Origin of the sequence: Lactobacillus crispatus (assembly GCF_018987235.1) — a bacterium.
Taxonomy (GTDB): domain Bacteria; phylum Bacillota; class Bacilli; order Lactobacillales; family Lactobacillaceae; genus Lactobacillus; species Lactobacillus crispatus.
Genome location: NZ_CP072197.1, coordinates 168540 through 195113 on the forward strand (window position 1 = coordinate 168540; position 26574 = coordinate 195113).

Consider the following 26574-nt stretch of genomic DNA (forward strand, 5'->3'; position numbering starts at 1 on the left):
TTTACCAATTTTGTTAGATATAATTAAATTAACAATTACGATTTAGACATATAAAGAAAGAAGATATTTATGACTTATTACATTCATGCAGATAAATTTTTCTTAGAAAACAGAACAGAAAACGGCGGCTATCTTGAAGTTCAAGATAATGGCAAGTTTGGCTTTTTCTATCCAGAAAGCAAAAAGCCAGAAGGTGAGATTGTCGATTATGCTGGCAAATGGGTTGCACCAGGATTAGTTGACACCCACATTCACGGCTCATTGCGAGAAGATGTAATGAAGAGTGACTGGGAAGGCATCAATAAGATCTCTAAGGGCTTGCTTAGTGCGGGGGTTACTTCATGGATGCCAACAACGATCACTGCTGCAAGCGATACCTTAACTAGAATTTGTAAGATGTTTGCGGACCATCAAGGACAAGAAGAAGGGGCAAAGATTCAAGGGATTCACTTTGAAGGACCATTCTTCACGGAAGAACATGCTGGAGCTGAAAATCCTAAGTACATGATGGATCCCGATATTAATGAATTTAACAAGTGGCTGGACGCTTCTAACGGGATGCTGAAGAAGATCTCAATGGCTCCTGAAAGAAAAGGTTCCAAAGAATTTATTCGTGAAGCTGTTAAAGAAGGCATAGTAGTTGTTTTGGGTCACTCAAGCGCTAGTTTTGAAGAAGCGGTCGCAGGCATTGAAGCAGGTGCAACCATGTTTACTCATACCTTTAACGGGATGCCTGATCCAAGCCACCATACGCCATCAATTTCTAATGCGGCAATGGCACTTAATAATGTGACCGATGAATTAATCTGTGATGGCCACCATGTGCAACCATGTATGGCTAAGACTTTGATTAATGCCGTTGGTACAGAACACATTGCCTTGATCACTGATTGTATGGAAGCTGGCATGATGCCAGATGGCGACTACATGTTGGGTGAATTGCCAGTCTATGTAAAAGATGGCATGGCTCGTCTTAAGGACGGCGACAATTTGGCTGGATCTATCTTGCAATTGAAGCAAGCCGTTAAGAATGTAGTTGACTGGAATATCGTTACTCCAGAAAAGGCAGTGATGATGGCTAGTTATGTTCCTGCTAAGAGTGCCCATATCTTGGACAATTGCGGTACAATCGCACCAGATAAGGATGCCGACTTCTTGATTTTGAATCCAGATTTGACCTTAAGTGAAACTTACTTGAATGGTGAATCACGTTATAAGGCTTAATTTGTTAGTCTAGTTTTAAATAGTCCTCATTAGATTGAGGGCTATTTTTTGACCCTAAATTTTGGCAAATAGTATACAATTAATAATAGTAAAGTAGGTATTATACATTAGGAGAAATTTATTATGCCAGATGGAATCAGTCAATTACTAGTACTTTTTATGTAATAACTTTCAATTAATTGAATAATTTGTACTCTTATTGATTAAAGAAAAGTATCACATATGTTTCATGAATCTCGTCTAGCCAAGTAGGTGAGATTTTTTATTATGTTTCTATGTAATCGCTTTCAATTTAGAAAGAAATATGCTATATTATGAGTGTAAAGAAATTAAGAAATAAAAATATTAAATAAGTTTAAGTAAAAGGAGACAGGTGAGTTCCGATGGGCACTTGAGAGTAGAAAGTCAGATATATAGAAAGGTTTGTGATACCAATGGGCATCGTAAATTGAAAACACAATGTAGTTCAATAATCGTCAAGTGATATTAATGTACATAAGAGGCCGTGAAATTATTAGTAGGCATAGAATAATAACTATTTGATGAATCACTTGGATTAGGATTAAGAAAGACTTTCATACATGATAAATATTAATAAGAAATGACCTTTCGCTGAAATGAAGTATGCGAAGGGTCATTTAATTTTGGCTTAAATTTTTTATCCGATGTAATCACATCTGTTTACTACATTACGATGTACTATATTGCAATGTAGTAAATTATACTTTAGTAAATTACGATTTAGTAAGTTATAATTTAGTAAAGTATAATTTAGAAGATGGTGACCAAATGTTTATTGGACGAAAGAAAGAACTTACAAAATTAGAGAAAATGTATCAAGCTGATAAATTTCAATTTGCAGCGATCTATGGTCGTAGACAAATTGGAAAAACAGCATTAATTAACGAATTTGTTAGAAATAAGCCAACTATTTACTTTACCGGGCTAGAAGAAAATGAATTCTATAATCTTGAACGCTTTTCTTCTGCAATCGAACATTTTAAAGATCCAGATAGTCTGAGCAGTGTAAACTATGGTAATTTTGAAAATTGTTTTCGAGAAATTGCTCGATTGGCTCAAAAAGAAAGAATAGTATTAGTTATTGATGAATATCCATACTTAGCTAATGCAGTCCATGCAATTAGTTCAATGCTACAGTCTTATATTGATCATGAATTTAAACAAACAAATTTATTTCTGATTCTATGTGGTTCTTCAATGTCATTTATGGAAGAGCAGGTTTTGTCTTATAAGAGTCCTTTGTACGGCAGAAGAACTGCTCAGTTTAAATTACAGCCATTTACGTTACATGAGACACAAGAATATTTCCCACACATGGATAAAGAAGAGGCCTTTATTCTAAATACGATTACTGGTGGCGTTCCATTATATTTGTCATATATGTCAGAAGATAAAGATGTTTGGGAAAATATTGAAGAAAACTTTATGGACGTAAACGCGCCACTTTTTCAAGAACCTAATAATTTATTGAAGCAAGAATTGCGTGATCCAGCCAATTATAATTCAATTATTAATGCAATTGCAGGCGGGGCATCTAGGATTAATGATATTGCAACTAAGGCTCATTTATCGACGCCGTTGGTTACTAGCAACGTTACTAATTTAATTGAGTTAGGCATTATTGAGCGCAAAGTGCCGGTAACTGATCAGGCTAAGCCTAAATCACGTAAAACAATCTATCAAATTGCAGATGGCTTGTTTAGATTCTGGTATACATATTTGGGTAAATATATGAGTTCCATTGATCGAGGACAAACTTCATTGGTAATGAAAGTAATCAAACAAGATTTACACAATTTCATGGGACCGGAATTCGAAAAATTGGCTCAAAATTACATGTGGGATCATGATGAGGATGATGAAGTTATCCCTATGCCGTTTATTTATCTAGGTAATTGGTGGGGCAATGATCCGCAAGAGAAAAAGCAAGTCGAATTAGATGTAGTGGGGCTGACTGCAGATAATCTAGTTGGATATTTCGGTGAATGTAAGTGGAAAAACGAGCCTATACCTAGAAGTGTCTTGGAAAAATTAATTAATTTGAGTAATTTGATTAGCGTGGCTAAAAGGCATTACTATTTGTTTTCAAAGTCAGGCTTTACGGATTCATGTACGGAGCTGGCAGAACAAGTGAGGTGCAAGTTGGTTAGCTTTGATGAAATGTAATATCATTTTTCCTATTATCTGTTATGATCGGAGTGAGTACTTGTACTTATATAACTACAAGTATATACTAGTAGTTACACAGAATGATAGGAGTGAATCATATGAAAGATCAAATTTTAGGAACCTATACAGTAAGAAAGACAGGAAACGCTAATTCAGTTACTATTCCAGCAAGTACTGGTTTTAAAAAGGGCGATAATGTGGTGTTAATTCTAAAGCCTAATGGCAATCTTGAAATGAAAAAAGAAAAAACTAATTTTTGGGACGAAGTACCAAAAATGTCTGCTCAAGAAAAAAGATTGCAGATTGAAGATTTGGGATATGATCCATTAGAACAAAGACCAAAAGGTAGAGAAAGAGTTGAGGAATAAAAGTTATGGAATATCCTAAGCAAGGTGATTTCGTATTTATGGATGCTGGACCACATGCTGGTCATGAAATTGGAGGACATGATCCAGAGAATCAAAATGATAGAAGACCATATCTCGTGTTAAGCAAAGCAGCTTTTAATTACAAAACTGGATTAGTACATGCGATGGCCATATCTTCCAAGGTCAGAGAAAGTCCATTTAGAGAGCGTATTGTAGATTTTGCGGCTGGGATAAATGGGGATTTGCTTCTGACACAGGTTCCAGAGTATGATTTTGAAGCTAGAAGAGGAGAAATAGTAGGTCATATTACTGATCAAGGAAAGTTAGAAAAGGTTCTTGGAATCTTTTTTGATGAATTTAGGTAATCTGAAAAAAGAAACGGCACCGCTAGATAATTAGCGATGTCGTTTTAGTTATGCTTAGCTATATTAGTATGTCTGCTTAATTTTTTTAATAAACTGCGCCGTCGTAGAAGTTGTAACGAGGGCGGTTGAAGTCGAAGTCTTTTAATTCACTGATCTTAATTGCGTTATCGCAAACGCCCCAGCTCATTAAGTTGATTGGCTTACCGTAATCTTCATCAGGAATTACCAACAAGATGTACTTGCCTTTTGAAAGGGCATAGCCAAGTTCCATTCCCAGACCAACATCTTCTTCTTCAGGCAAGTAAACGCCAAGCATGATGTCGCTGGACTTAATCCCTACTAAGTCGTTATGGTAGGTAGCTGATGCCCATTCAATGTCGTGCAAGTATTCAGGGTGTTCATCAACGCGGATACCCTTATATTGATTATCAAGAGGTACGTAGCTGTTTTCTAAGTCAACGGTAGGATTTTGCTTTAGAGCTTCCATTGCTTCTTTGTAAGCCTTATTTTGCTTTTCGTTGAACCAACCGGCACCAAAGTATAAAGTTTTTGTCTTTGCCATATTTTTCTCCCTTTAAAAATGATTTACCTTAACTTTACCATCTTTTGGGTTGAAAAAAACGTCTTGTTAACTTATGGTGAAAATGTTAATTCCACATTAGGAAGGAAAAATCCAATGACTAATCAAAATCTTTTTGCACCTGATGCAGTATTTATTTCTAATCAAACTAAGCAAGATTTGGTTTTTAAAGAAGTTTACGAGCATTTACGCGAAAGTGGCTATGTTAAGGGAAACTTTTTAAACCATATTGTCGAAAGAGAGCATAATTTTCCAACGGGATTGGATACTGCAACACTAGGTAAAAATATTCCTAATATTGCGATTCCGCACACCGAGGGCGAGTTTGTTAACACGAGACTGATTGTTCCGGTTGCGCTGAAAACGTCAGTCACTTTTCATAATATGATTAATCCTAGCCAAGCAATTGAAGTTAAATTTTTATTCATGCTTTTAGATAATGACCCAGATGGGCAAGCTACATTATTAGCTCAAGTGATGGATTTTTTGGCTAATACGCCAGCCAACGAATTGCGCGAAGTTTTTAATTTTACTGATCCTAGCGCGATTTATGCCTTTTTAGAGCAAAAATTTAGCAAGAAAAAAGAAGACTAGTTTTTAGCCTTCTTTTTCTAATCTTCAAGATAAATATTACGCAACTTCATGATGTCTGCACTTGAGAGCTTCATTACATCGCGTAGGTAGTTATTAATACCGCCATATTCATCGTTTAGTACTTTAACAGCATGGTCAAGGTATTCACTGCGGACACTCTGAATGTCACGAATTGATTGCAGCACATTTTCATTTTTACCATTTTGACGGGCATGTTCAACCATACTGTCGACGAAATCCTTGGTAGTGATGTTGGTTAAAAGATAGTCTTTCTTAATCGTATTTAGTGGTACGCCAAGAGCAGATAATGCAAGTAATGCACCGAAGCCGGTTCTATCCTTGCCTGCAGTACAGTGGAAAATAACACTTTCGCTATCCACCGTATTTTCAAGCAAGACATCGAAGAACTTGCGATATGCCTTTTGTGCAGGTTCACTTTCGATCATGTCTTCGTAAGCATAATGCATGTGATTGAAGCCAAAATCAGCGTCGTCGTGTGCTTGTGTATCTAAGTCAGTGATACTCTTGGATGAATTGGTTAAGTCCTCACTGAAGACGGGATCATAGATATATTCAACACCATCTGGCACGCGATCGGGTTGATTATCAACTTCTTCTTTACTTCTGAAGTCCACGTCATATTTAACGCCGTAATCAGTTAAAAACTGCTTATCAAATGGTGAAAGATCAGCTAAGTTACCGGTTCTGAGCAACTTGTGCATCTTGATTTTTTTACCGGATAAAGTTTCATAACCTCCAAGTTCACGGAAGTTGCGTCCACTAGTTACGCCGATTAATTGATTAGTTAATTTTTTAGTCAAAAAAATTCTCCCCTTTCTGTTAATGAATGTCATGAATATTATTTTAGCAACAAATCTTCAAGCAAACAATCAATTAAAAAGTAACGGCTTTCAAAATTATGCTAAAATAAAGAGTAAGTACTAGTGCAATTTATAGGAGATGAATTAACGTGACAGATAAAAGAAAAGAAAGCATTTTAGTTCCAGTTGATGGCTCAGAATCAGCTGAAAGAGCCTTTGACAAGGCTGTAAAAGTTGGTTTGCGTGATGGTGCTCATGTTGATGTATTGAACGTAATCGATACGCGTCAATTTATGGGTGAAATGCAAGACACTTTGATTTCAGGAGATACCATTTACCAAATGACTCAAGATTCTGAAGAATACTTGAAGAGTTTGAAGAAATGGGCTCACGATAACTTCGGTTTTGACGATGTTGATTATCACATTCGTTATGGCAGTCCTAAGCGGATTATTTCTTACGACTTCATTAAGGACCACCATAACAATTTGATCGTAATGGGTGCAACTGGTTTGAATGCCGTTGAAAGAATGCTTATGGGTTCAGTTACTGAATATGTTAACCAACATGCGTTGGCTGATGTTTTGATTGTTAAGACAGATATGGCTAACAACCCAGTAAAACCAACGATGAAGAAGAACTAATTCCTATAAGAATGGACGTTAGATGTGAATATACTCATTTAACGTTTTTTTTTATAAAAATTAGTCAAAAAGCTTGATAGAATACGAATGCTTTTGGTATCATTTTATAAAATGAACGTGGAATGACTGAAGGAGAGTGGGATAAATTGCTTGCACAAGCTGAAAGAATTGAAAACGTTTTTCTTACTGTGGCAAAGTCTTCCTCCCGTGAAGATGTTTTTTCTGTTCGTTTATTTAATAATAACGTTCTTAAAAAGGCTTAATTATTGGTCGTCTTTGAGCGACTCGTAATTAAGCCTTTTTTAGCGTCAAGTTTGTTTTTGTTTATTTTGTGTTTTATGGAGGAATCAATGAAAAGATTTCGTAAAATCTTGGTAGCCGTTGTGGCAATTCTTGTTGCAGTTGTTGCAACTGCATGTTCAAGTAAGAGCAGTAGTTCAAAGGAAAACTACACTCCTAAGTCATTAACTATTCAATTTGTACCAAGTCAAGCTGCAACTAAGTTGCAAGCTCGTGCTAAGCCTCTTGAAAAGATGCTTTCAAAGAGATTAGGTATTCCTGTTCACGTTTCAATGTCAACTGACTACAACACTGTTGTAGAAGCTATGAAGTCAAAGAAGGTTGATGTTGGTTTCCTTCCACCAGATGGTTATGTATTGGCTCACAAGCAAGGCGCTGCTGATTTGCTTTTGCAAGCTGAACGTTGGGGCGTTAAACAACCAGGCGGTAAGGCAACTAAGGATTTAGTTAAGAACTATCGTGCCGAAATCCTTGTTAAGAAGGGTTCAAAGATTAAGTCATGGAAGGACTTGAAGGGTAAGTCAATCTCAGTTCAAAACCCAACTTCATCTGCAGGTTACGTTTTCCCAGTTGCTGAACTTAAGGAAAAGGGCTTGGATGTAACCAAGGACTCTAAGTTAGTTACTGTAACTGGTCATGACCAAGCTGTTTTGAACGTATTGAACGGTGACACCGATGCAGCATTTGTCTTTGAAGATGCACGTAACACTGTTTTGAAGGACAACCCAAAGATTATGAGTCAAGTTGTTCCAATTTACTTCACTAAGCCAATTCCAAACGATACTATTTCAGTAATTCCAAGCATGTCTAAGTCATTCCGCAAGAAGCTTGCTAAGGCATTTATCGCTGTTGGTAAGTCTAAGGAAGGCCGTAAGGTTATTGAAAGTGTCTACAGCCACGAAGGCTATGATTACGCTAAGGACAGTGACTTCAACATTGTTCGTAAGTATGACAAGATGGTTGAATCCACTAAGAAATAATAATTCAAATTAAGGGAGCTGCGATTAAATGGCAGATAAGCCAATGATCCAATTAAAAGATGTTTCTAAGATCTATGACAATGGGACTGTCGGTTTAAAGGACATCAATTTAACAATTAATAAGGGCGAATTCGTTGTAGTAGTTGGTCTATCAGGTGCAGGTAAATCAACTCTGCTTCGCTCCATCAATCGTTTACACAATATCAGTTCGGGCGATATTTTGATTGACGGCAAGTCAATTACTCAGGCAAAAGGTAAGAACTTGCGTAACTTGCGCCGTGATATCGGAATGATTTTCCAGAGCTTTAACTTAGTTAAGCGTTCCAGCGTTTTACGTAATGTATTAGTTGGCCGCGTTGCTTATTACCCAACTTGGAAGACCACGTTTAATTTATTTAGCAAAGAAGATAAACAAAAGGCCTATGAGGCATTGCAAAAAGTTGACTTGGCTGACAAGGTTTATGCTCGTGCCGATGAGTTATCTGGTGGTCAACAACAACGTGTTGCGATTGCTCGTGTTTTGATGCAAAATCCTAAAATTATTTTGGCCGATGAACCAACTGCATCACTTGACCCACAAACATCAGTCAGAGTCATGAATGACTTAAAGATGTTGAACGAAAAATACGGCATGACTGTTGTTGCCAACTTGCACAGTATCGAATTGGCTCAACAATTTGGTGAACGTGTAATTGGTATTCGCGCTGGTCAAGTTGTTTATGATGGTAAGATGAAGGATACTCCTAAGTCTGTCTTCACTGATATTTATAATGGTGGCGACGGCAGCGAGGAGGCAGAATAATGCCTAAAACAAAAGATGCAATGAATTTGCCTAAGCGTAAATTCAAGATTATGAATTTGGTTTGGACCATCATCATGGTCGCTGGCTTGTTCATTTCAATTGATGTAACCAATACGCACATTTCTGTTTTATTCCAAAACTGGGATCAATTTGCGGATATTTTTGTGCAAATGTCTCACCCAGATTGGGGCTATATGAGTGTTATTTGGCCTAAGTTGATTGAAACGATTAAAATGGCTGTTTTGGGAACCGTCATTGGGTCAGTAATCGCATTTATTTATTCATTATTAATTGCACGTAATATTGTTAAAAACAAGGCAGTGACTGGTGTGCTTCGTTTTATCATGAACATCATCAGAACTATTCCTGACTTGCTTTTGGGCGCGATTTTCGTAGCTATTGTTGGTATCGGTCCTGTTGCCGGTGTCATGGCTTTGGCAGTTTTCACCTTTGGTGTGGTTGTTAAGCTGTTCTACGAAGCGATTGAAACTATTGATCCAGGTCCAATTGAAGCTTTAACTGCAGTAGGTGCTAATAAATTACAAATTATTCACCAAGCAGTTTTGCCACAAATCATGACTTACTTCATCTCATATGTTTTATATGCATTCGAAATCAATGTCAGAGCATCAACAGTCCTTGGTTATATCGGTGCCGGTGGTATTGGTTTGAACTTGCAACAGACTTTGCAGGTCTTCAACTATGCTCAAACTGGTACGATCATCATCGTTATTATCGTAGTTGTTGTCTTAATCGACTATGTTTCATCTAAGTCACGGGAGGCGTTAATGAGATAATGGATACTACTATGAAAAAATTACCTGCTAAACCCGTTGACCGTAAAAAGCAAGTAGTGCATTGGCTGATTGCGATCGTGACAATCATCATTATTGTTTGGTCATTCACTGGCATTAACTTTGGTGGGATCAAGGCAACTGCTGGCCAGATTGCAGGAGCGATTTTCTCAGGGATTTTCCATCCGGATTGGAAATACGTTTACAATGGCTCTGGTGAAGATCTGATCTCGCAATTATGGCAAACCATTTGTATCGCATTCTTAGGTACATTTATTTCTGCAATTATTTCATTGCCATTTGCCTTTTGGGCAGCACACACTAAGCATAAGCACTGGTACACTTCAAGAATTGGTAAAATTGTTTTGGCAATTATCCGTTCTTTCCCAGAAATTGTTTTAGCCTTGATGTTCATTAAAGCTGTGGGTCCAGGCTCTGCAGCCGGTGTTTTGGCATTGGGTTTCCACTCGGTGGGGATGCTTGCCAAGCTGTTTTCAGAGGCAATTGAAAACTTGGATGACGGACCAAATGAAGCTGTTGTTGCAGCCGGTGGTTCTAAGTTTCATGTGGTCATGTTCTCAACTTTGCCTAACTTGATGCCAGCACTTATTTCAAATACGCTTTATCGTTTTGATGTTTCCATTCGTTCCGCATCTATCCTTGGTTTGGTAGGTGCCGGTGGTATCGGTTATCCATTGATTATAGCTTTGCAATATCGTCAATGGGACCGTGTTGGTATCATTTTGCTAGGGATCATCATTATGGTGGTGATCATCGACTGGATTTCTGGTTGGATCAGAAAGAAGTTAGTCTAATTCCCAAAATTTGAATATTAAAGAAAGCGAAGACGAAAAGTCCCCGCTTTTTTGTTAGCCGTGAAATTTAAATTGGCATTGATTAAGATGATCATTAATTAATCCGATTCCCTGCAAGTAGGAATAAATGACTACAGGTCCCACAAAGGAAAAACCATCTTTTTTCATTTGTTTGGATATCTTCTGCGATAGGTCATTAGAAGCGGGAACGTCATCAAAGCTGGCAATATCATGCACAATTGGAGTAGGTACAAAATTTTGTAAATATTTGGCGACTGAACAATATTTTTGTTCAATTGCCAAAAATGCCCGAGCATTTTTAACAGCAGCATTAATTTTCATTCGATTACGGATAATGCCCTTGTTTTGCATTAATGACTCGATATCTTTATCGGTCATCTTTGCGACTTCAGAGATCTGCCAATTTTTGAATGCAGCTTTAAAATTGTCGCGTTTATGCAAAACTGTGGACCAGCTTAAACCTGATTGGAAAAGTTCGAGCACAAGCATTTCATACAAATGTGACTCATCTAGATTAAGTTTGCACCATTCATGATCGTGATACTCCTGTACTGCTTCGTCTTTTGTATCGCCCCATGGACAGCGAATAATTTCTTGATTCATATTTTTCTCTCTTTCTATGTAAGTAATGTTTTACCCCCTCTATTATTTATTACGCAAAAAAATGCGATTATTTTTTGAGAAATTATATTTTTATGTGCGAAATAAGGGTTTTAACAGCTTTTTTTGCTATAATTAGGTGTGAATTTCGAGGAGGATCCTATGGAAAAATTAGATACCATGATGTTGGCTGATGATTTAGCCTTATCACAAGATAAAATTTTAAATGGCGAACAAGACTTTGGCGCTGAAGCTGTTTACAAAGTAATCGATAACTTGGGCGTTTTAAATAACCCAATCAAGGATTACTTCGACATGACTGAAGAACAATATTATGAAACTGAAAGCGATCACAAACTAACTTTGATCAAGATGGACAGTAAGTTGACTGATTTGCATGATCGCATTTTAACTAACCATGTTGATGGTTTTGTTGATAAGGACGAGATCAACTTAACCTACAATCATGAGAATCCATATGAAGATGATTTATACGATCCAACTACTGATTATCGTGAAATTGTTTACAGCTTGAAAGTTATTGGTGCGGTTCAAGCAATTGCAGCTAAGGACTTGCAAGAAGTATTGTCTAAAGATGCTGTATTATCAATTGGACTTGCCGCATATGCTTTAGCACACAACGCATAAATTATTTGAGTCGGCTGGTAAGCGGCCGGCTTTTTTTGCTTTTTTGAGGCGAAAAGATGAATTTGTTTAAACACACAAAGGGAATAGTTGATCGAATCGTTGGCGCCAAAAAACGCTCTGCAATGGATAAAGATAGTGAATTGCTTGATCCGATGCAAAAATATACTACTGTTGGAGAATATCATGTTGGTGCCGTTGATGGTACGCCGCATGGTAAGGACTATGTTTTAACCGTTTATCAAGACGAAGACGGCGTGTTGCGACAAGCACTTAGTCCAGAGAGTACAACGAAATTAGCACCGGAATATTTACGCAAGTATAATGCGAAACTAGGTCATTTTCGTGCCTTTCATAATAAGAAGACAGGGCGCCGTTATTGGGTGGAAAATTACTTGGATAATTTCACTACGGAAGTGAAAAAGCATATTCGCCCAGGCACTAATTCGGTCAATATCGGTGTAATTACAGATACTCACTTTAAAGATAAAGATAGCAGCGATTTTTATGGCTTTAATGGGCTGCAACATGTGCAAGAATTTTCTTATTTAGATCAATCTGGCTTGGTAGATTTAAAAGTCCACTTAGGTGACTGGATCGATGGCTCCGATGCTGGCCTGGTCAGTGAAAGTGAATTGGTCAAGCTGAACAAGTCTTTTAAGTCGGATCAGGTGCCATATTTGAGTATCAAGGGTAATCATGATGAAAATGATAAGTTTGATGAACATCATGATTTAAAAGCCTCATTTCCAGAAAATGAATTCGAAAATATTATGTGGCCCGATATGTACCGGCAACGAGGAATTCATTATGTTTCGCGCCAGCACGGGGTGGCATACTTTGATTTAGATGACGTGCGGGTGATTTCAGTTAATACGTCAGATGTTCCATATGAATTAAATAACCGCGGGCAAAAGCGCTATGACAATAAGATTGTATTGGCTGTGCGTGAAGATCAAATTGAGGAAATTATCGAAATTTTGGCTAATTCTTCCAACAAAAAGATCATCTTCATGTCCCATGCCAACCCGATTAATCGAAAGGGGTCTAATGCACTTAAGTATAATGGCCGCTCTTTGCACGAACTGCTAGTTGCCTTTAATCAACGTGAAAAAGGTCGAATGCACGCTAGCAATGGTGTTCCAACAGAATTTCGTTTATCAAATGATTTTGATTTTACTAATATCAAGAATGCGAGAATTATTGCCTACTTCTGCGGACATCGGCATCGTGAAGACCAGTATCGGATCAACGGGATTCAATATATTTTGTTTAACTGTTCTGCCTTGATGGGGCCAAATCATTCGCTAACAACTAAATACAACAAAAACTTAGACCGAAGAATTGATCAAAATAATGAATTTGCGGGTTATATTGTGAACGTCGATTTAAAAAGACACCGCATTCAATCCTTTGGCTATGGTGCAGCTTCTAGACGCCGGGTGTATTTCATTTAGTTAAGGAATAGTAAAGGTATTTGGCTATTACAAGTGTTTAGCTTATAATAAAAAAGTTAAAGTAAAAAATAGTGAATATTATAGCAAATATTAAGATTTAGAGATTTGACTTAGGGGAATTTAAATTATGTGCGGAATTGTCGCGTTTTATGATCCAAAGATAAATGAAAAACAAGCTGTTATTGGTAAAATGATGGCTGCAATTAAACACCGTGGACCTAATTCTGACGGTTATTATACTAACGATGAAGTTGCCCTTGGCTTTAGAAGATTGTCAATTATTGACCTTCGTGGGGGCAGTCAACCTATTTATAACGAAGATAAAACTCGAGCAATTATTTTTAATGGGGAAATTTATAACTTTAAACCATTAAGAGAAGAATTAATTAAGGCAGGTCACGTCTTTTCTACTAAGGCCGATACTGAAGTATTATTGCACGGCTATGAAGAATGGGGCATGGATGGCTTACTTAAACGTGTTCGCGGGATGTTTGCCTTCCTTATTTGGGATGACAACAATAAGACCCTTTATGGTGCCCGTGACTTCTTTGGGATTAAGCCAATGTACTACAGTAACCAAAATGGGCACTTGCTTGTTGGTTCAGAACTTAAGAGTTTCTTGGAATTTCCAAAGTTTAAGCGCGAATTAAACGTTGAAGCAGTTAAGCCATACTTGATGAATCAATACAATGACCTAGAAGAAACCTTCTTTAAGGGCGTTTACCGCTTCCCAGCGGGCCACTGGTTTGAATACAAAGATGGTGAAATGAAGACCCATCAATATTGGGATGCTGAATATAAAGAAAATAGCCTTTCCTTTGAAGAAACTTTGCAAAAGATCAACGAAGATTTGAAAGAAACGGTTGATTTGTATAGAAACGCTGATGTTAAGGTTGGTGCTTTCTTATCAGAAGGAATCGACTCTTCATACTTGACTAGTTTGCTTAACCCAGATGACGTTTTCTCAGTAAGTTTTGATGATTCAACTTATGATGAAGCTTCTAAGGCTAAGGCATTAGCAGATATTAATCACTGGAAGTTCTTCAGCGATAAGGTTGATGCTGATGAAGCAATGCGTGACTTCCCAGAAATGCAATACCACATGGATGAACCAGATGCTAATCCGTCAATCATTCCACTCTGGTACTTGTGTAAACTTGCTCGTAAGCATGTTACTGTTGCTCTTTCAGGTGAAGGCGCTGATGAATTGTTTGCTGGTTATGTGAACTACGGGATGCATACGCATAACGACATTATTAAGGTCTTTACTTCAGAATTGAAAAAGTTGCCTGAGAAGAAGCGGGTTAAATTGGCACACAAGATTAAGAGAATGCCTAATTTCCCAGGTAAAGTTCACATGTACACCAATTTAGCTGAACCGAGTGAATTTTATGTCGGTCAATCGGTTATCTATGACATGGATTACCCAACTATCTTTACTTCTAAAGATGCTAATAGCATTTTACAGCCAACGTATCGCAATAAATTGACTGTTAACGGCATTTACCAAAAAGACTTTAAGAAAGTAAAGGGAGTCGATAATGTTAAGCAGATGCAATACATTGACTTGCACCACTTTATGCTTAACGATATTGAACAAAAAGCTGATAAGATTTCGATGGCCCATTCACTTGAAGTTCGTGTTCCTTACCTCGACAAGAAGATTGCGGAATTGGCTAACTCTATCCCAACTAAGTACTTGGTTAACCGTCATGATACCAAGTATGCTTTGCGTAAGGCTTCAGAAAAAGTTTTACCAGATGAGTGGGCTAAGAGACCTAAGCTTGGCTTCCCAACTCCAATTAAGCAATGGTTGAAGGAACCACGTTTTTACAAACAAGTTCATGCTCTTTTTGAAGAAGAATTTGTCAACGATATTTTTGACCAAAAGAAGATTATCAAGTTACTTGACGACAACTATGAAGGTGATGGCTCACATAGACGTCAAATCTGGACTATCTACACCTTCCTTGTTTGGTACAAGTTGTTCTTTGTTGATTACGAAAACACAGTTAAGAAATATCAACACGTGCAACCTGAAGTTGCTAAGCTAATTTCACAAGGCAAATTACTATAATTCTAGGGAGATTTTTTGAGGATGAGTAAAAAATTTACGCCGATCTTACTCGGTAGTGATATCAACGTGTATGGTATGGCACGTTCATTTAATGAAGCATATGGCATTAAAGTGAAGGCCTTAGCTGACGTTCAACTTGCTGCTACTCGTTATTCAAGCATTGTGGACGTTGAATTGCATCATGGCTTTAGTAGCGATCCTACTTTTATGGACGTGATGCACAAAAAGATGGAAGAATACAAGAATCACGAGGAGCCAGTTATCTTGATTGCTTGTGGTGATGGCTATGCTGAGTTGCTTTCTAAGCACCAAGATGAATTGAAAAAGGTCTTTATCGTTCCTTACATAAAATATGACTTACTTGAAAAATTAATCTCTAAGGAAGGCTTTTATGAAATTGCGGAAGAATATGGCTTGCCTTACCCTAAGACTAAGATCATTACGATGGATGACTACAAGTCAGGTAAGTACGAGGATGTCCCATTTGATTTCCCAGTGGAATTAAAGCCGGAAGATCCAGTTTCATGGTTGAAGTGTCAATTTGAAGGTCGGAAGAAGACTTTTGCCATTCAAGATAAGGCTGAATTTAAGGATATCGTAACTAAGATTTATACTCATGGCTACAACGCTGACCTTATTTTGCAAGACTTTATTCCTGGTGATGATTCTAACATGCGGACCTTGAATGCTTATGTTGATAAGAACCACCAAGTAAAAATGATGTGTTTAGGGCACCCATTATTGGAAGACCCAACTCCACAATCAATTGGTAATTACATGGCGATTTTGCCTGAGTACAATGAAAAATTGTACGAAGAAGTACAACAATTCCTTGAAAAGTTGAACTACACTGGTATGGCCAACTTTGATATCAAATATGATCCACGTGATGGTGAATTCAAGTTCTTCGAAATCAACTTACGTCAGGGACGTTCTAGCTTCTACGTAACTTTGAACGGTTACAACTTGGCTAAATGGTACATTGATGACTATGTTGAAGATGCCTTGAAAGATAAGGAAACAGTTTATGGTAATAAGCTTGAATCTAAATACAAGCTTTGGTTAGGCGTGCCTAAGAAGATCTTCAATAATTATGCTTATGACAACGACTATAAGACGACTGCTGACGAACTTATTCGTGAGGGCCGCTATGGTACTACTGTCTTTTATGACAAGGATAGAAACTTCAAGCGCTGGTTATTGATGAAGTACATGTTCCATAACTACTTCAAACGTTACAAGACTTACTATGAAGTTAATAAGGGTAAGATCTTTGACGAAGAAAATAAAAAATTAAACAAATAGTTTAAATTGAGAGGTAAAAAATGCCTCTCTTTTTTTCTAAAAAATTTTAGCTGAATCATTTCCCAATTTAATGGTCTTTTGGTTAATACAAGATATATTCATCTATATTTGAACATAATACAAGATGTTGTGTTTTGTGCTATGATAAAGACACGATATTTGGAGTGATTGAAATGCTAAAAGAAGAATTTAACCAACAAAATGTAACAAAATTAAATACGCCTAAAACTTTTGTTAAACGTGATGGGTCAAAGTATCCGTTCGCAATTTTTAAACTCAACATGGTTTTGCATAACCTAGATTTAGATAATGTAGCACCTGCTGTAATTGAAAAAATTGTGGCTAAACTAGATGCTGCTGATGAAGTAAATGCACAAGATGTAGCAGTTGCTTTTAGAGATAGCCTAAATGAGTTGGGTTATTTGGATGAAGCTAAAGCTTATGTGCAATACCGCAAGCACGATGAAGAGGAATGGATTAAACAAACCGATACTCGTGCACGGTTAAAGCGAATGGTTAATGGTGACCCAACGATTGTTAACGAGAATGCCAACAAAGATAGTGAGGTCTTCAGTACTCAACGTGATTTAACTGCCGGGACCGTTGGTAAAACAGTTGGTTTGACCATGATGCCTGAGCACATTGCTAAAGCCCACTTGCGCGGTGATATTCACTGGCATGACTTGGATTACACACCACTTTCACCAATGACTAACTGCTGTTTGATTGACTTTAAGGATATGCTAACTAATGGCTTCAAGATTGGAAATGCCTATATGACTAGTCCTAACTCAATCAATGTGGCTACACATCAAGTTACGCAAATTATTACTAATGTAGCTTCTAGTCAATATGGTGGCTGTTCTTTTGATCGAGCTGATGAAGTGTTGGCTCCTTTTGCAGAGAAAAACTACCAAAAGCATTTAAAGGATGCTGGCAAGTTCATTGATGATCCTGAAAAGCTGGAAGAATATGCTAAGAGTCAAACTAAGAAGGACATTTACGATGCCATGCAAGGCTTGGAATATGAGATTAATACCATGTTCTCTAGCCAAGGGCAAACGCCATTTACTACTTTAGGTTTTGGTTTAGGTACTTCTTGGATTGAAAAAGAAATTCAAAAAGATATCTTGCGTATCAGAATTAAAGGATTGGGTAGAGAACGCAGAACCGCAATTTTCCCTAAATTAGTTTTCACCATTAAGAAGGGCTTGAACTTACATCCAGGGGACCCTAACTACGATGTTAAACAACTGGCTATTCAATGTTCAACTAAGCGGATGTATCCAGACGTTTTAATGTATGATACGATCAAGAAAATTACAGGTTCTTTCAAGGCTCCAATGGGCTGTCGTTCATTCTTACAAGGCTGGAAGGATGAAAATGGTAAGGAAGTTAACTCGGGCAGAATGAACTTGGGTGTTGTAACTGTTAACTTGCCAAGAATTGCCATGGAGAGTCATGGCGATAAGAAGTTATTCTGGGAAATCTTCAATACTAGAATGCGGACTTGCCACCAAGCTTTAGCCTTTAAGGGTAGACGTGCAATTCAAGCTAAGCCCGAAAATGCGCCAATTATGTATCAATATGGCGTCTTTGGTAAACGACTTAAGCCAGGTGATGATGTTAACGAGCTTTTCAAAAATGGTCGAGCTACGATTTCGTTAGGCTACATCGGTTTGTACGAAGTAGGGACAGTCTTTTATGGTCCTGATTGGGAACACAATGAAGAAGCACATGATTTTACAATTGAGATCGTGAAGAAAATGCATGACTTGTGTGCTAAGTGGGAAAAAGAGGACCCATATCATTGGCATTACAGTTTGTACTCAACTCCTAGTGAAAGTCTAACTGATCGCTTCTGCCGGCTCGATACGGCAAAGTTTGGCAAGGTGAAGGACATCACTGATAAGGAATACTACACTAATTCGTTCCACTATGATGTTCGTAAGCACCCAACCCCATTTGAAAAGTTGACTTTTGAAGCACCATATCCATATTATGCTGCAGGTGGTTTTATCCATTATTGTGAGTACCCTAACTTGAAGCAAAATCCAGCAGCCCTTGAAGCAGTTTGGGATTGGGCTTATGACAAGGTAGGCTATCTAGGAACTAATACGCCAATTGATAAATGTTATAAGTGCGGTTTTGCTGGTGAATTCAAGTCTACTGCCAAGGGTTTTGAATGTCCTAAGTGTGGTAATCATGATCCTGCTACTTGTGATTGTGTCAAGCGAACTTGTGGCTACTTGGGCAACCCATTGAAGCGGCCAATGGTTCACGGTCGTCATGAAGAAATCGTGCACCGGGTTAAGCATATGGACTTTGGCATGGAAGATAGTTTAGCTACCGAAGAAGAAGTAAAAAACGGTGAGTACTAATGCCTGAAAAAGATAAAAACACTCAAGAAGGACCAGATATCCGGAGTAATTTGATCAAGGTTAATATGGGTGGGGATACCATGTTTGTGGATCCTGACCAATATAAGCCACAGTTAGATCACCAACGTGAGTTAAAAAGAATGCACCGCAAGCCGAAAAATCCAAAACCACAAGAGTGGAAGACGGAGGATTATTCTAAACATAAAATTGCGGATTATAAGCCATTTAACTTTGTTGATGGTGAAGGCGTTAGATGTAGTCTTTATGTTTCAGGCTGTTTGTTCGATTGCCCTGGTTGCTATAATTTAGCAGCCCAAAACTTTAATTATGGTTTTCCATATACGCAAGAATTGGAAGACCGCATTATTAAAGACTTGGGCCAGCCATACGTGCAGGGATTAACCTTACTAGGCGGAGAGCCATTTTTGAATACTTGGGTTTGTTTAAGAATTATTAACCGAATTCGAAAAGAATTTGGCCACAGTAAGGACATCTGGTCCTGGTCTGGATATACTTGGGATGAATTGCAAAAAGAAACACCTGATAAAAAGGAAATGTTGTCTAAGATAGATATTCTAGTTGATGGCCGCTTTATGAATGATTTAAAGGATTTAACCCTGCAATTCAGAGGTTCTAGTAACCAACGAATTATTGATGTGCCAAAGTCGATGAAGGCAGGCAAGGTTGTCATCTGGGATAAATTGCAAAAATAAGATAAACTAAAGTCCGGAATGATTTTCTGGACTTTTTTGCTAGGTGAAAAAATGGAAGAAAAAAATATTAAACAAATTGATCAAATCATGACGGCCTTGACCCAAGTGATTGATCCAGAATTACAAGTTGATGTAGTAAATCTTGGTCTGATTTATGGTATCGATATCGAAGGAGATAAGGCAACCATTAAGATGACTTTGACAATTATGGGTTGCCCTTTATCTGATTATTTGGAACAACATATTCAAAAAGCTGTTCTTTCAGTTGCTGGAATTAAGTCTTGTGACATTAAGTTGGTCTGGTATCCCGTCTGGACGACAGAGCGTCTTTCTAGTGCAGCTAAAAAGCAATTAGGTGTAACTAACCATGATGATCAAATTAAGCAGGAGAAAGCCACCAAAGAGAAGATTATCGACTTTTCAGTACCGATCAAGAAAATGGCAGATGAATACCCTGACTTTGTTCAAATTATGTACGATTGTGGTTTTACTAGAATTAAAATTCCTGGATTGCTTAAAACGGTGGGGCGTGTGATGACCATCCCATTGGGAGCTCAGGCAATGAAACTTGATTTGGCTAAAGTGAAAAAAGCATTTGAAGATAAAGGATACAAGGTAATCAATGACTGATAAAAAAAGACAGGACGCAATCCTGAAAATTTTGCATTATATTCAAAACGGCGGCGATTTTGCGACCGCAAAGAAGATGTTTCAAGAAGAATTCGATCAGGTTGATGTGGCCGAAATCACAGCGGCAGAGCGCGAATTAATCAAGCAGGGGTTAAACCCAGCAGAGATTCAATACCTGTGTAATGTGCATGCCGATGTCTTTAAGGGTAATATCAAGGAGAATGCGGTAAATCCTGATTTTGCTACTCCGGGGCACCCGGTGCATACGATTAAGCTGGAAAATATGGTACTGAAATCATTGGTTAATGACGCACTCTTGCCAGATTTGAAAAAGTATCAAGCAGGTCAAGATACACTGGATAAAATCAGAAAAGAATTGAGTGATTTGGCAACAATCGATAAGCATTACCGACGTAAGGAGACCTCGCTTTTTCCATTAATGAATAAATATGGCATTACAGCTCCGCCCGAAGTGATGTGGGGCGTTGATGATGATATTCGCGATTTAATTGGGGATGCAAGCAAGATTGCTGGTGAGGAGCATCCAGATAAAGATCAGTTGGCTGAGGCAATTAAAAAGGCGAGTCATGAAGTGCTTGAGATGATCTTTAAAGAGGAGAGCATTATGATTCCGATGATTGACGAGGTAGCTGATCAAGATGATTGGTACAACGTTAAACGCGAAGAGAGTCAGATTGGCTATACCCTGATTCGCAAGCCAATGAATTGGAAGCCAAAGGAAGCTAAAAAAGAAGCAGGGCCTATTTCTGTTAGCAATCTTTCATCCTTCCTCATTAATTTTGAAGAAGGAAGGTTAAATTTAGAGCAGTTAAATGCAATTTTGGATATGTTGCCATTTGCATTGACCTTTATTGATGAACACGATAAGGTAGCTTATTTTGGCGGCGGTGCTGAGATTTATCCGCACTCGCGCAATGCTATTGGCAATGATGTATTCTCGTGTCACACTGCTAAAAGTAGACCGTTAATTAAAAAGATTTTTGCGCAATTTCATTCAGGTGAAGTTGACAAGTATGAGTTTCACTTTACTCCACACAAGATGAAGCGCTGCTTATACCTACGCTATTATGCAGTACGTGATAAAAATGGAAAGTATCTGGGTTGTCTTGAGGTAGCACAAGATGTGACGGAAATTAGAAGCTGGACTGAAGAAAAGAAAAAAATTTAACTTGTTGGGCTGTGTTCTAGTAAGGGATGCAGCTTTTTTCTACCCAAAGTCAAGTATTATCAATGATTTAAGAAAATAAATTTACTTGTTTTAATGATGCGAATAAGGTTAAAGCAAATAAGAGTTTAAATTTAAGAAAAAGCGAAAGTACCACAAATAAGCCTATGAATACTTGTAGTTTTTCCATAGGTTGCTTATACTTAAGTTGATTATTTGATTTCAGCTAAAGTCTTTTATTTTCGGTGGCTATGTTGTAATCATATAATTGATCATGTTTGATAAGAGCAAACATTGTGCGTATCAGTTTATGGACTGATGCAATGGCGATTTTCTTATAGCCTTGGCTATTTGAAGATCGTTTTTTCTTGTCATAATAATCAGTTATATGGCAAGGCTGCGTAGCCTTTACCGTCTCCATTTGAGTAATAACTCGATAAAGTATTTTTCTGGCAATATGATTGCCATGCTTGGTAATGCCAAGAGAACTGTCTTTTTCACCAGATTGGTACCTTCCTGGATCAATGCCAACAAACGCATCAATTTGAGCTGAAGTGCTAAACCGTCTTAGATCACCGAGCTCTGCTACTAATCTCACTGCTGTAATTCTAGCAACCCCTGGGATACTCAAATAGATGGATAAAGCACGAGCGTTTACTGCTTTAGCCAGCTTTTCCATGTAGTTAATTACATAGTCGCGTTCTTGCTGGAGTGAAAATAAATTAGAAATGTTCCTTTGAATAGCTCTAACGATAATACTATCTTTGGAATCATAAGGATAAGCTTCTCTAGCAAAAGCGTATAATCTTGTGGTTAAGTACCGTGCCCTTTGTTGTCCTATTCCAGAAATAGAATTAAGCATTTGAGTTACCTGTGTCTCATTCTTTTCTAGAACATATCCAGCATGTGGGAAAAGACTAACAAGCGCCCAATAAATTCTGCCAGATGGATGAGACAGTATTTCTTCAATTTGTGGGAAAGTGGATTGGAGGTTGCGGTGCAATTGATTTTTAGTAGTAACTATACTCCTAGTAAGTTCTTCATAATAGCGACTGGCATTCTGAAGTTCATGATACTCTCTGGGCTGTGGATCACGCAGCTTTTGCGGGGCATTAAATTGAATTAAAGCCAGGCGATAAGCATCTACCTTATCAGTTTTATTATGGCGTAAATTATTGTCCATTAGCTTTTTCGCTTTAAGCGGATTAAGCTTCAAATACTTAATATGATAATCCTCTAAGAAAGCTTGCAGGCTTAGAGAATAAACACCAGTAGCTTCGAAAACAACTAAAGGAGTTATCAAATATTGGTTCAGTTGCTCATAAAGTTTTTGATAGCCAAAGGAATCATTAGAGATTCTAAAAGATTCGCCTTGTTTGATCCGGTCATTAACCACACAAACTGTGGAAGATTTACTGCTAACATCAATACCGAAAATAATTTGTGATTCCATAATATAACCTCCGCTGTGAAGATAAACCTCTTTATCAACCTATTAATTCTAATTTTCTAAACACGGCATCTAAGTGCCCACAGACTTCGAAGAGACTTAAGAATAGGTGGTAAAGCAGTCCGTTTCTTTTACGACATCAAGTGTCTAAAAAGCTGAAGACTTGATTTGCTTTATCTTCACTTTCTATTTTAGACAAAATAAAAAGTGCCAGATCGTGAATCCGTCGATTCATGATCCAACACTAGGTTAGTATGTTTCTTTTGCCTTCGTGCAAAAAATCACAATTCTTGCTAGACTAGATTGAGAGAATGATTAAAAAGAAGGGAAGAGAGAAAATGCGCACAGCACATGGAAAACAACCAGCTGATGAAATCAAATTGCATTGGCTTCTTCTAGGCCAATTACTAACGTGGCTGGGTTCCAGCTTCATTTGGCCATTGACTTCAGTTTACCTGCACGACCATCTTGGCGTTTCACTAGCTTTAGTGGGTGTCGTTTTGCTGTTCAACTGTGTTGCAAATATGATTGGGTCATTTATTTCAGGCTGGTGCTATGACCATATGGATCCATATGTCTTGCTGATTGTGGGGGCTGCTTTAGATGCGGCTGTCTTATTTGGCATGGCTTTGAATCATAGTTGGCCGTTATATTGGCTCTGGATGACTTTAACTGGCTTTTTGGGCGGCTGGAATGGAGCATTGATTAACTCGATTGCTACTAGTATTAAGTCTAAGCCAGGTCGTTATGTCTTCAATATGATCTACTTTGCTCAAAATGTTGGGGTCGTTTGTGGGACATTAGCAGTAGGTTATCTTTATGATTATTCAGTGACTTTATTATTTGTCATTGCTGGTCTTTTATTCGTTGGCGTTTGCGTTAACGCAATTATTAATTATCGGCCAATGATTCAGTTCCACAAGGAGCGTTTGGCTAACAAGGGCGAATCAAAGAAGCAGGCCTTTGAGCCGATGCCTAAATACAATCTGATTATGTCAATTGGCTTTTTTGTTACGATCGCTGTAATTTGGTTGATGTACATGAACTGGGAATCAAACTTGTCTGTATACATGGTTTCTTTGGGCATTCCTTTTCATCTGTATAGTTTGTTATGGACCATCAATGCCGGAATTATTGTCATCGTGCAAGCTATCTTAAGTCGTTTTACTATCTTTAAGAGCTTATTTAGACAAATTTTATTTGGCACTTTGATGTTTGCAATTTCTTTTGTTACTTTGATTTTTGCCAAAGATTTTGCACACTTTGCCTTATCCATGGTTATCTTAACTTTAGGTGAAGCAACTGCAATGCCGTCGATACCAACTTATGTCAATGATCTGTCGCCCGATTCTAGTAAGGGCAAGTATCAAGGCTTAACCTTGTCTGCATCGTCAATTGGTCGAGCTCTAGGTCCATTATTTGGTGGTTTAATCATTGAAGATTTCGGCTATATTCAATTCTTTGCTGTTGCTGCAATTGGTATCTTTTTGCTTTTAGTCATGCTTATTCCAATGCATGCGAAACTACAGAAAAAACTAAAATTATTTGTAAAATAAAAACAACATGATAGCGTTAATTTTTTTATAATGCTATCATGTCTTTATATGAAAAATTTTTCCACTAGGGAGGTAATTTAATGTATTTTAACGTACGCGGCGGTGCTGGTGACATTACTAAGGCTAATACTTCAGCGCGTCTACAAGATAATTTATATTTGGCTGTTAACTCAGAATGGTTGGAAAAGGCTAAAATTCCATCTGATCGTTCAAGAACCAGTTCATTTGATGGGATCGATCTTAATATTGAAAAGAACTTGATGCAAGATTTTGCAGATTTTGCTGCTGGTAAGAAGGAACTGCCTACTGTGCCTAACTTCAAGAAGGCAGTTGAGCTTTACAAGGTTGCTAAAAACTTTGACAAGCGAAATGCGGATGGTGCCGCACCTATTCAGGCAGATTTGCACGAAATTTTAGACTTGCGCAACTTCGCTGACTTTAACTTGAAGGCAGCAGATTTTTACAAGAATGGTTTTGCCGTTCCATTTGCTTTCAGTGTTGAAGCAGATATGAAGAATACTAAGATTCACTCATTGAATTTTGGTGGTCCAAGTACTTTCTTGCCAGATACGACTACTTACAAGACTCCAGCTGCTGAGAAGTTATTGGATGTTTTGAAAAAGCAATCTATTAAGTTGTTAACAATGGCCGGACTTGATGAAAAGGACGCAGAAGATTACGCTGGCTTGGCAATTAAGTATGACGCTAAGATTGCTAAGGTAGTTAAGTCAACTGAAGAATGGGCTGATTATCCAGCAACTTATAATCCAGTTTCATTGACTGACTTTGAAGCAAAATTCGATTCCTTCAAGATGGATTACTTCTTGGGCGGATTATTTACCAAGAAGCCAGAACGGGTAATTTCAACTGAACCACGTTACTTAGATCACGCGGAAGAATTGTTGAATGAAGAAAACTTTGCTGAAATTAAGGCTTGGATGCTGGTTAAGTTTATTAATGGCGTAGCTTACAGCTTGTCACAAGATTTCCGTGAAGCTGCCTTTCCATTTAGTCAAGCTTTGTCAGGCCAACCTGAGCTTTCAAGTGGCGTTAAGCAGGCATATCATATTACTAATGGTGACTTCGGCGAAGTAGTAGGTGTCTACTATGGTCAAACTTACTTTGGCGCAGAAGCTAAAGCAGACGTGACTGATATGATTCACAAGATGCTTGATGTTTATGAAAAGAGAATTCGTGAAAATTCATGGCTTTCTCAAGCAACTAAGGATAAGGCAATCGTTAAGTTGCGCGCTTTGATCTTAAAGATCGGTTATCCAGACAAGATTGAAGAAATCTATGACCGTTTACAAGTTGATCCAACTGCTAGCCTTTATGAAAATGAAGTGCAATTTGGTCGGGAACAAATTAAGTACAATCTTGAGAAATTGTACCAAGATGTTGACCGTACGGTATGGTTGATGCCAGGTGATATGGTTAATGCATGTTACGACCCACAAAGAAATGATTTAACTTTCCCAGCTGCAATTTTGCAAAAACCATTCTATGACTTGAAACAAAGTCGTGCTACTAATTATGGTGGAATCGGCGTTGTTATTGCACACGAAGTATCACATGCCTTTGACAATAACGGTGCTCAATTCGATGAGTTTGGTAACATGAAGAATTGGTGGACTGATGAAGATTTTGCTGAATTCAAGAAGAGAACGCAAGCTGAAATCGACTTGTTTGATGGTATTGAATATGGCCCTGTAACCTTGAACGGTAAGCAAATCGTGTCTGAAAATATTGCCGACCAAGGTGGTTTAACTGCTGCTGTTGAAGCTAATAAGGGTGAAGGTGCTGATAAGAAGGCAATGCAAGAGTTGTTTGAAAACTTTGCTCGCGTTTGGGCAACTAAACAATTGCCAGAGTCAATCAAGACACAAGTATCTATTGATGTTCATGCACCTGGTCCAGAGCGTGCCAACGTTCAATCACAATGCCAAGAAGAATTCTATAAGGCTTTTGATGTGACTGAAAATGATGGTATGTGGCTTGCTCCTGAAAAGAGAGTAGTAATTTGGTAAGTAACTTTTCTTAATATCGAGTATGAAAAATTAGCTAAATTACATATAA

Annotated in this window: 25 protein-coding genes; 21 read left to right on the forward strand and 4 right to left on the reverse strand. The window is 37.9% G+C overall.

Going from position 1 to position 26574, the window contains the following annotated elements:
• Window positions 1–69: 69 nt before the first annotated feature.
• From nagA to J6L97_RS00845, 4 genes are all read left to right on the forward strand, one after another.
• On the forward strand, window positions 70–1224 hold the full coding sequence (gene nagA / locus J6L97_RS00830) for an N-acetylglucosamine-6-phosphate deacetylase (RefSeq protein WP_054832789.1): 1155 nt from the start codon (window positions 70–72) through the stop codon (window positions 1222–1224).
• 789 nt (window positions 1225–2013) lie between these two features.
• The gene (locus tag J6L97_RS00835) at window positions 2014–3411 is read left to right on the forward strand and encodes an ATP-binding protein (protein WP_054832788.1); all 1398 of its coding nucleotides are present in this window, start codon (window positions 2014–2016) and stop codon (window positions 3409–3411) included.
• 101 nt (window positions 3412–3512) lie between these two features.
• The gene (locus J6L97_RS00840; protein WP_057726813.1) at window positions 3513–3782 is read left to right on the forward strand and encodes a hypothetical protein; all 270 of its coding nucleotides are present in this window, start codon (window positions 3513–3515) and stop codon (window positions 3780–3782) included.
• Between the two features lie 5 nt (window positions 3783–3787).
• Entirely contained in the window at window positions 3788–4147 is a 360-nt protein-coding gene (locus tag J6L97_RS00845) for a type II toxin-antitoxin system PemK/MazF family toxin (RefSeq protein ID WP_054832787.1), read from the forward strand.
• A gap of 85 nt (window positions 4148–4232) precedes the next feature.
• On the opposite strand, the gene J6L97_RS00850 is transcribed toward J6L97_RS00845, so the two are convergent.
• Window positions 4233–4709, reverse strand: coding sequence for a nucleoside 2-deoxyribosyltransferase (locus tag J6L97_RS00850; protein WP_005721703.1), 477 nt, complete (start codon window positions 4707–4709; stop codon window positions 4233–4235).
• Window positions 4710–4823: 114 nt separating this feature from the next.
• On the opposite strand from J6L97_RS00850, the gene J6L97_RS00855 reads away from it, so the two are divergent.
• On the forward strand, window positions 4824–5321 hold the full coding sequence (locus tag J6L97_RS00855) for a PTS sugar transporter subunit IIA (RefSeq protein ID WP_013085693.1): 498 nt from the start codon (window positions 4824–4826) through the stop codon (window positions 5319–5321).
• A 17-nt stretch (window positions 5322–5338) separates the two neighbouring features.
• Here the strand turns inward: J6L97_RS00855 and J6L97_RS00860 are convergent, their stop codons facing one another.
• Window positions 5339–6142, reverse strand: a complete 804-nt coding sequence (locus J6L97_RS00860) for a tyrosine-protein phosphatase (protein ID WP_057726812.1) — start codon at window positions 6140–6142, stop codon at window positions 5339–5341.
• A 149-nt stretch (window positions 6143–6291) separates the two neighbouring features.
• Between J6L97_RS00860 and J6L97_RS00865 the strand changes: the two genes are divergently transcribed.
• The 6 genes from J6L97_RS00865 to phnE (J6L97_RS00890) all read left to right on the forward strand — a co-directional run bounded on the left by J6L97_RS00865 (window position 6292) and on the right by phnE (J6L97_RS00890) (window position 10477).
• Window positions 6292–6786, forward strand: coding sequence for a universal stress protein (locus J6L97_RS00865; protein WP_005727469.1), 495 nt, complete (start codon window positions 6292–6294; stop codon window positions 6784–6786).
• A 122-nt stretch (window positions 6787–6908) separates the two neighbouring features.
• Window positions 6909–7049, forward strand: a complete 141-nt coding sequence (locus tag J6L97_RS00870; protein ID WP_164477103.1) for a hypothetical protein — start codon at window positions 6909–6911, stop codon at window positions 7047–7049.
• Window positions 7050–7136: 87 nt separating this feature from the next.
• Complete coding sequence (locus J6L97_RS00875) at window positions 7137–8066, forward strand: phosphate/phosphite/phosphonate ABC transporter substrate-binding protein (RefSeq protein WP_005727468.1); 930 nt, start codon at window positions 7137–7139, stop codon at window positions 8064–8066.
• Window positions 8067–8094: 28 nt separating this feature from the next.
• A complete protein-coding gene (gene phnC / locus J6L97_RS00880; RefSeq protein ID WP_005727467.1) occupies window positions 8095–8868 on the forward strand; it encodes a phosphonate ABC transporter ATP-binding protein in 774 nt (257 codons plus the stop codon).
• Window positions 8868–9665 carry a phosphonate ABC transporter, permease protein PhnE gene (gene phnE, locus J6L97_RS00885; protein WP_023487961.1) on the forward strand — a complete coding sequence of 266 codons (798 nt, stop codon included), beginning with the start codon at window positions 8868–8870 and terminating at the stop codon, window positions 9663–9665. Before phnC ends, phnE (J6L97_RS00885) begins: the two co-directional genes overlap by 1 nt.
• The gene (phnE, locus tag J6L97_RS00890) at window positions 9665–10477 is read left to right on the forward strand and encodes a phosphonate ABC transporter, permease protein PhnE (RefSeq protein ID WP_013085700.1); all 813 of its coding nucleotides are present in this window, start codon (window positions 9665–9667) and stop codon (window positions 10475–10477) included. The genes phnE (J6L97_RS00885) and phnE (J6L97_RS00890) overlap by 1 nt, the downstream gene beginning before the upstream one ends.
• 54 nt (window positions 10478–10531) lie before the next feature.
• Here the strand turns inward: phnE (J6L97_RS00890) and J6L97_RS00895 are convergent, their stop codons facing one another.
• Window positions 10532–11101 (reverse strand): DNA-3-methyladenine glycosylase I, encoded by a 570-nt coding sequence (locus J6L97_RS00895; RefSeq protein WP_005727464.1) that lies wholly within the window; start codon window positions 11099–11101, stop codon window positions 10532–10534.
• A 159-nt stretch (window positions 11102–11260) separates the two neighbouring features.
• Here J6L97_RS00895 and J6L97_RS00900 point away from each other — a divergent pair, with 159 nt between their 5' ends.
• From J6L97_RS00900 to J6L97_RS00935, 8 genes are all read left to right on the forward strand, one after another.
• The gene (locus J6L97_RS00900) at window positions 11261–11746 is read left to right on the forward strand and encodes a hypothetical protein (RefSeq protein ID WP_023487962.1); all 486 of its coding nucleotides are present in this window, start codon (window positions 11261–11263) and stop codon (window positions 11744–11746) included.
• 56 nt (window positions 11747–11802) lie between these two features.
• Window positions 11803–13200, forward strand: a complete 1398-nt coding sequence (locus J6L97_RS00905; RefSeq protein ID WP_023487963.1) for a metallophosphoesterase family protein — start codon at window positions 11803–11805, stop codon at window positions 13198–13200.
• 127 nt (window positions 13201–13327) lie between these two features.
• Window positions 13328–15277 carry an asparagine synthase (glutamine-hydrolyzing) gene (gene asnB / locus J6L97_RS00910; protein WP_054832784.1) on the forward strand — a complete coding sequence of 650 codons (1950 nt, stop codon included), beginning with the start codon at window positions 13328–13330 and terminating at the stop codon, window positions 15275–15277.
• A 21-nt stretch (window positions 15278–15298) separates the two neighbouring features.
• The gene (locus J6L97_RS00915) at window positions 15299–16582 is read left to right on the forward strand and encodes a carboxylate--amine ligase (RefSeq protein ID WP_005718381.1); all 1284 of its coding nucleotides are present in this window, start codon (window positions 15299–15301) and stop codon (window positions 16580–16582) included.
• A gap of 173 nt (window positions 16583–16755) precedes the next feature.
• Window positions 16756–18963 (forward strand): anaerobic ribonucleoside-triphosphate reductase, encoded by a 2208-nt coding sequence (gene nrdD / locus J6L97_RS00920; protein WP_057726811.1) that lies wholly within the window; start codon window positions 16756–16758, stop codon window positions 18961–18963.
• On the forward strand, window positions 18963–19676 hold the full coding sequence (nrdG, locus tag J6L97_RS00925) for an anaerobic ribonucleoside-triphosphate reductase activating protein (RefSeq protein WP_005718384.1): 714 nt from the start codon (window positions 18963–18965) through the stop codon (window positions 19674–19676). Before nrdD ends, nrdG begins: the two co-directional genes overlap by 1 nt.
• Window positions 19677–19727: 51 nt before the next feature.
• Window positions 19728–20306, forward strand: a complete 579-nt coding sequence (locus J6L97_RS00930) for an iron-sulfur cluster assembly protein (RefSeq protein WP_057726810.1) — start codon at window positions 19728–19730, stop codon at window positions 20304–20306.
• A complete protein-coding gene (locus J6L97_RS00935; RefSeq protein WP_005718386.1) occupies window positions 20299–21495 on the forward strand; it encodes a DUF438 domain-containing protein in 1197 nt (398 codons plus the stop codon). The genes J6L97_RS00930 and J6L97_RS00935 overlap by 8 nt, the downstream gene beginning before the upstream one ends.
• Before the next feature lie 223 nt (window positions 21496–21718).
• Here J6L97_RS00935 and J6L97_RS00940 read toward each other — a convergent pair whose 3' ends face one another.
• Entirely contained in the window at window positions 21719–22948 is a 1230-nt protein-coding gene (locus J6L97_RS00940; RefSeq protein ID WP_080668519.1) for an IS110 family RNA-guided transposase, read from the reverse strand.
• 332 nt (window positions 22949–23280) lie between these two features.
• Between J6L97_RS00940 and J6L97_RS00945 the strand changes: the two genes are divergently transcribed.
• Together J6L97_RS00945 and J6L97_RS00950 are read left to right on the forward strand one after the other, a co-directional pair.
• Window positions 23281–24498, forward strand: a complete 1218-nt coding sequence (locus tag J6L97_RS00945; RefSeq protein ID WP_013085707.1) for an MDR family MFS transporter — start codon at window positions 23281–23283, stop codon at window positions 24496–24498.
• An 80-nt stretch (window positions 24499–24578) separates the two neighbouring features.
• Window positions 24579–26525: a M13 family metallopeptidase gene (locus J6L97_RS00950; protein WP_054832988.1), complete on the forward strand. Its 1947-nt coding sequence runs from the start codon at window positions 24579–24581 to the stop codon at window positions 26523–26525.
• Window positions 26526–26574: the final 49 nt, after the last annotated feature.

Bases quoted from the DNA above. Each gene is read 5' to 3' on its own strand.
- J6L97_RS00915 (WP_005718381.1), top strand. From the start codon at position 15,299: ATGAGTAAAAAATTTACGCCGATCTTACTCGGTAGTGATATCAACGTG.
- phnE (WP_013085700.1), top strand. From the start codon at position 9,665: ATGGATACTACTATGAAAAAATTACCTGCTAAACCCGTTGACCGTAAA.
- nagA (WP_054832789.1), top strand. From the start codon at position 70: ATGACTTATTACATTCATGCAGATAAATTTTTCTTAGAAAACAGAACA.
- asnB (WP_054832784.1), top strand. From the start codon at position 13,328: ATGTGCGGAATTGTCGCGTTTTATGATCCAAAGATAAATGAAAAACAA.
- J6L97_RS00945 (WP_013085707.1), top strand. From the start codon at position 23,281: ATGCGCACAGCACATGGAAAACAACCAGCTGATGAAATCAAATTGCAT.
- J6L97_RS00930 (WP_057726810.1), top strand. From the start codon at position 19,728: ATGGAAGAAAAAAATATTAAACAAATTGATCAAATCATGACGGCCTTG.
- J6L97_RS00950 (WP_054832988.1), top strand. From the start codon at position 24,579: ATGTATTTTAACGTACGCGGCGGTGCTGGTGACATTACTAAGGCTAAT.
- J6L97_RS00855 (WP_013085693.1), top strand. From the start codon at position 4,824: ATGACTAATCAAAATCTTTTTGCACCTGATGCAGTATTTATTTCTAAT.
- J6L97_RS00845 (WP_054832787.1), top strand. From the start codon at position 3,788: ATGGAATATCCTAAGCAAGGTGATTTCGTATTTATGGATGCTGGACCA.
- J6L97_RS00935 (WP_005718386.1), top strand. From the start codon at position 20,299: ATGACTGATAAAAAAAGACAGGACGCAATCCTGAAAATTTTGCATTAT.
- J6L97_RS00840 (WP_057726813.1), top strand. From the start codon at position 3,513: ATGAAAGATCAAATTTTAGGAACCTATACAGTAAGAAAGACAGGAAAC.
- J6L97_RS00835 (WP_054832788.1), top strand. From the start codon at position 2,014: ATGTTTATTGGACGAAAGAAAGAACTTACAAAATTAGAGAAAATGTAT.
- nrdD (WP_057726811.1), top strand. From the start codon at position 16,756: ATGCTAAAAGAAGAATTTAACCAACAAAATGTAACAAAATTAAATACG.
- nrdG (WP_005718384.1), top strand. From the start codon at position 18,963: ATGCCTGAAAAAGATAAAAACACTCAAGAAGGACCAGATATCCGGAGT.
- J6L97_RS00870 (WP_164477103.1), top strand. From the start codon at position 6,909: ATGACTGAAGGAGAGTGGGATAAATTGCTTGCACAAGCTGAAAGAATT.
- phnC (WP_005727467.1), top strand. From the start codon at position 8,095: ATGGCAGATAAGCCAATGATCCAATTAAAAGATGTTTCTAAGATCTAT.
- J6L97_RS00850 (WP_005721703.1), bottom strand. From the start codon at position 4,709: ATGGCAAAGACAAAAACTTTATACTTTGGTGCCGGTTGGTTCAACGAA.
- J6L97_RS00895 (WP_005727464.1), bottom strand. From the start codon at position 11,101: ATGAATCAAGAAATTATTCGCTGTCCATGGGGCGATACAAAAGACGAA.
- J6L97_RS00905 (WP_023487963.1), top strand. From the start codon at position 11,803: ATGAATTTGTTTAAACACACAAAGGGAATAGTTGATCGAATCGTTGGC.
- phnE (WP_023487961.1), top strand. From the start codon at position 8,868: ATGCCTAAAACAAAAGATGCAATGAATTTGCCTAAGCGTAAATTCAAG.
- J6L97_RS00900 (WP_023487962.1), top strand. From the start codon at position 11,261: ATGGAAAAATTAGATACCATGATGTTGGCTGATGATTTAGCCTTATCA.
- J6L97_RS00875 (WP_005727468.1), top strand. From the start codon at position 7,137: ATGAAAAGATTTCGTAAAATCTTGGTAGCCGTTGTGGCAATTCTTGTT.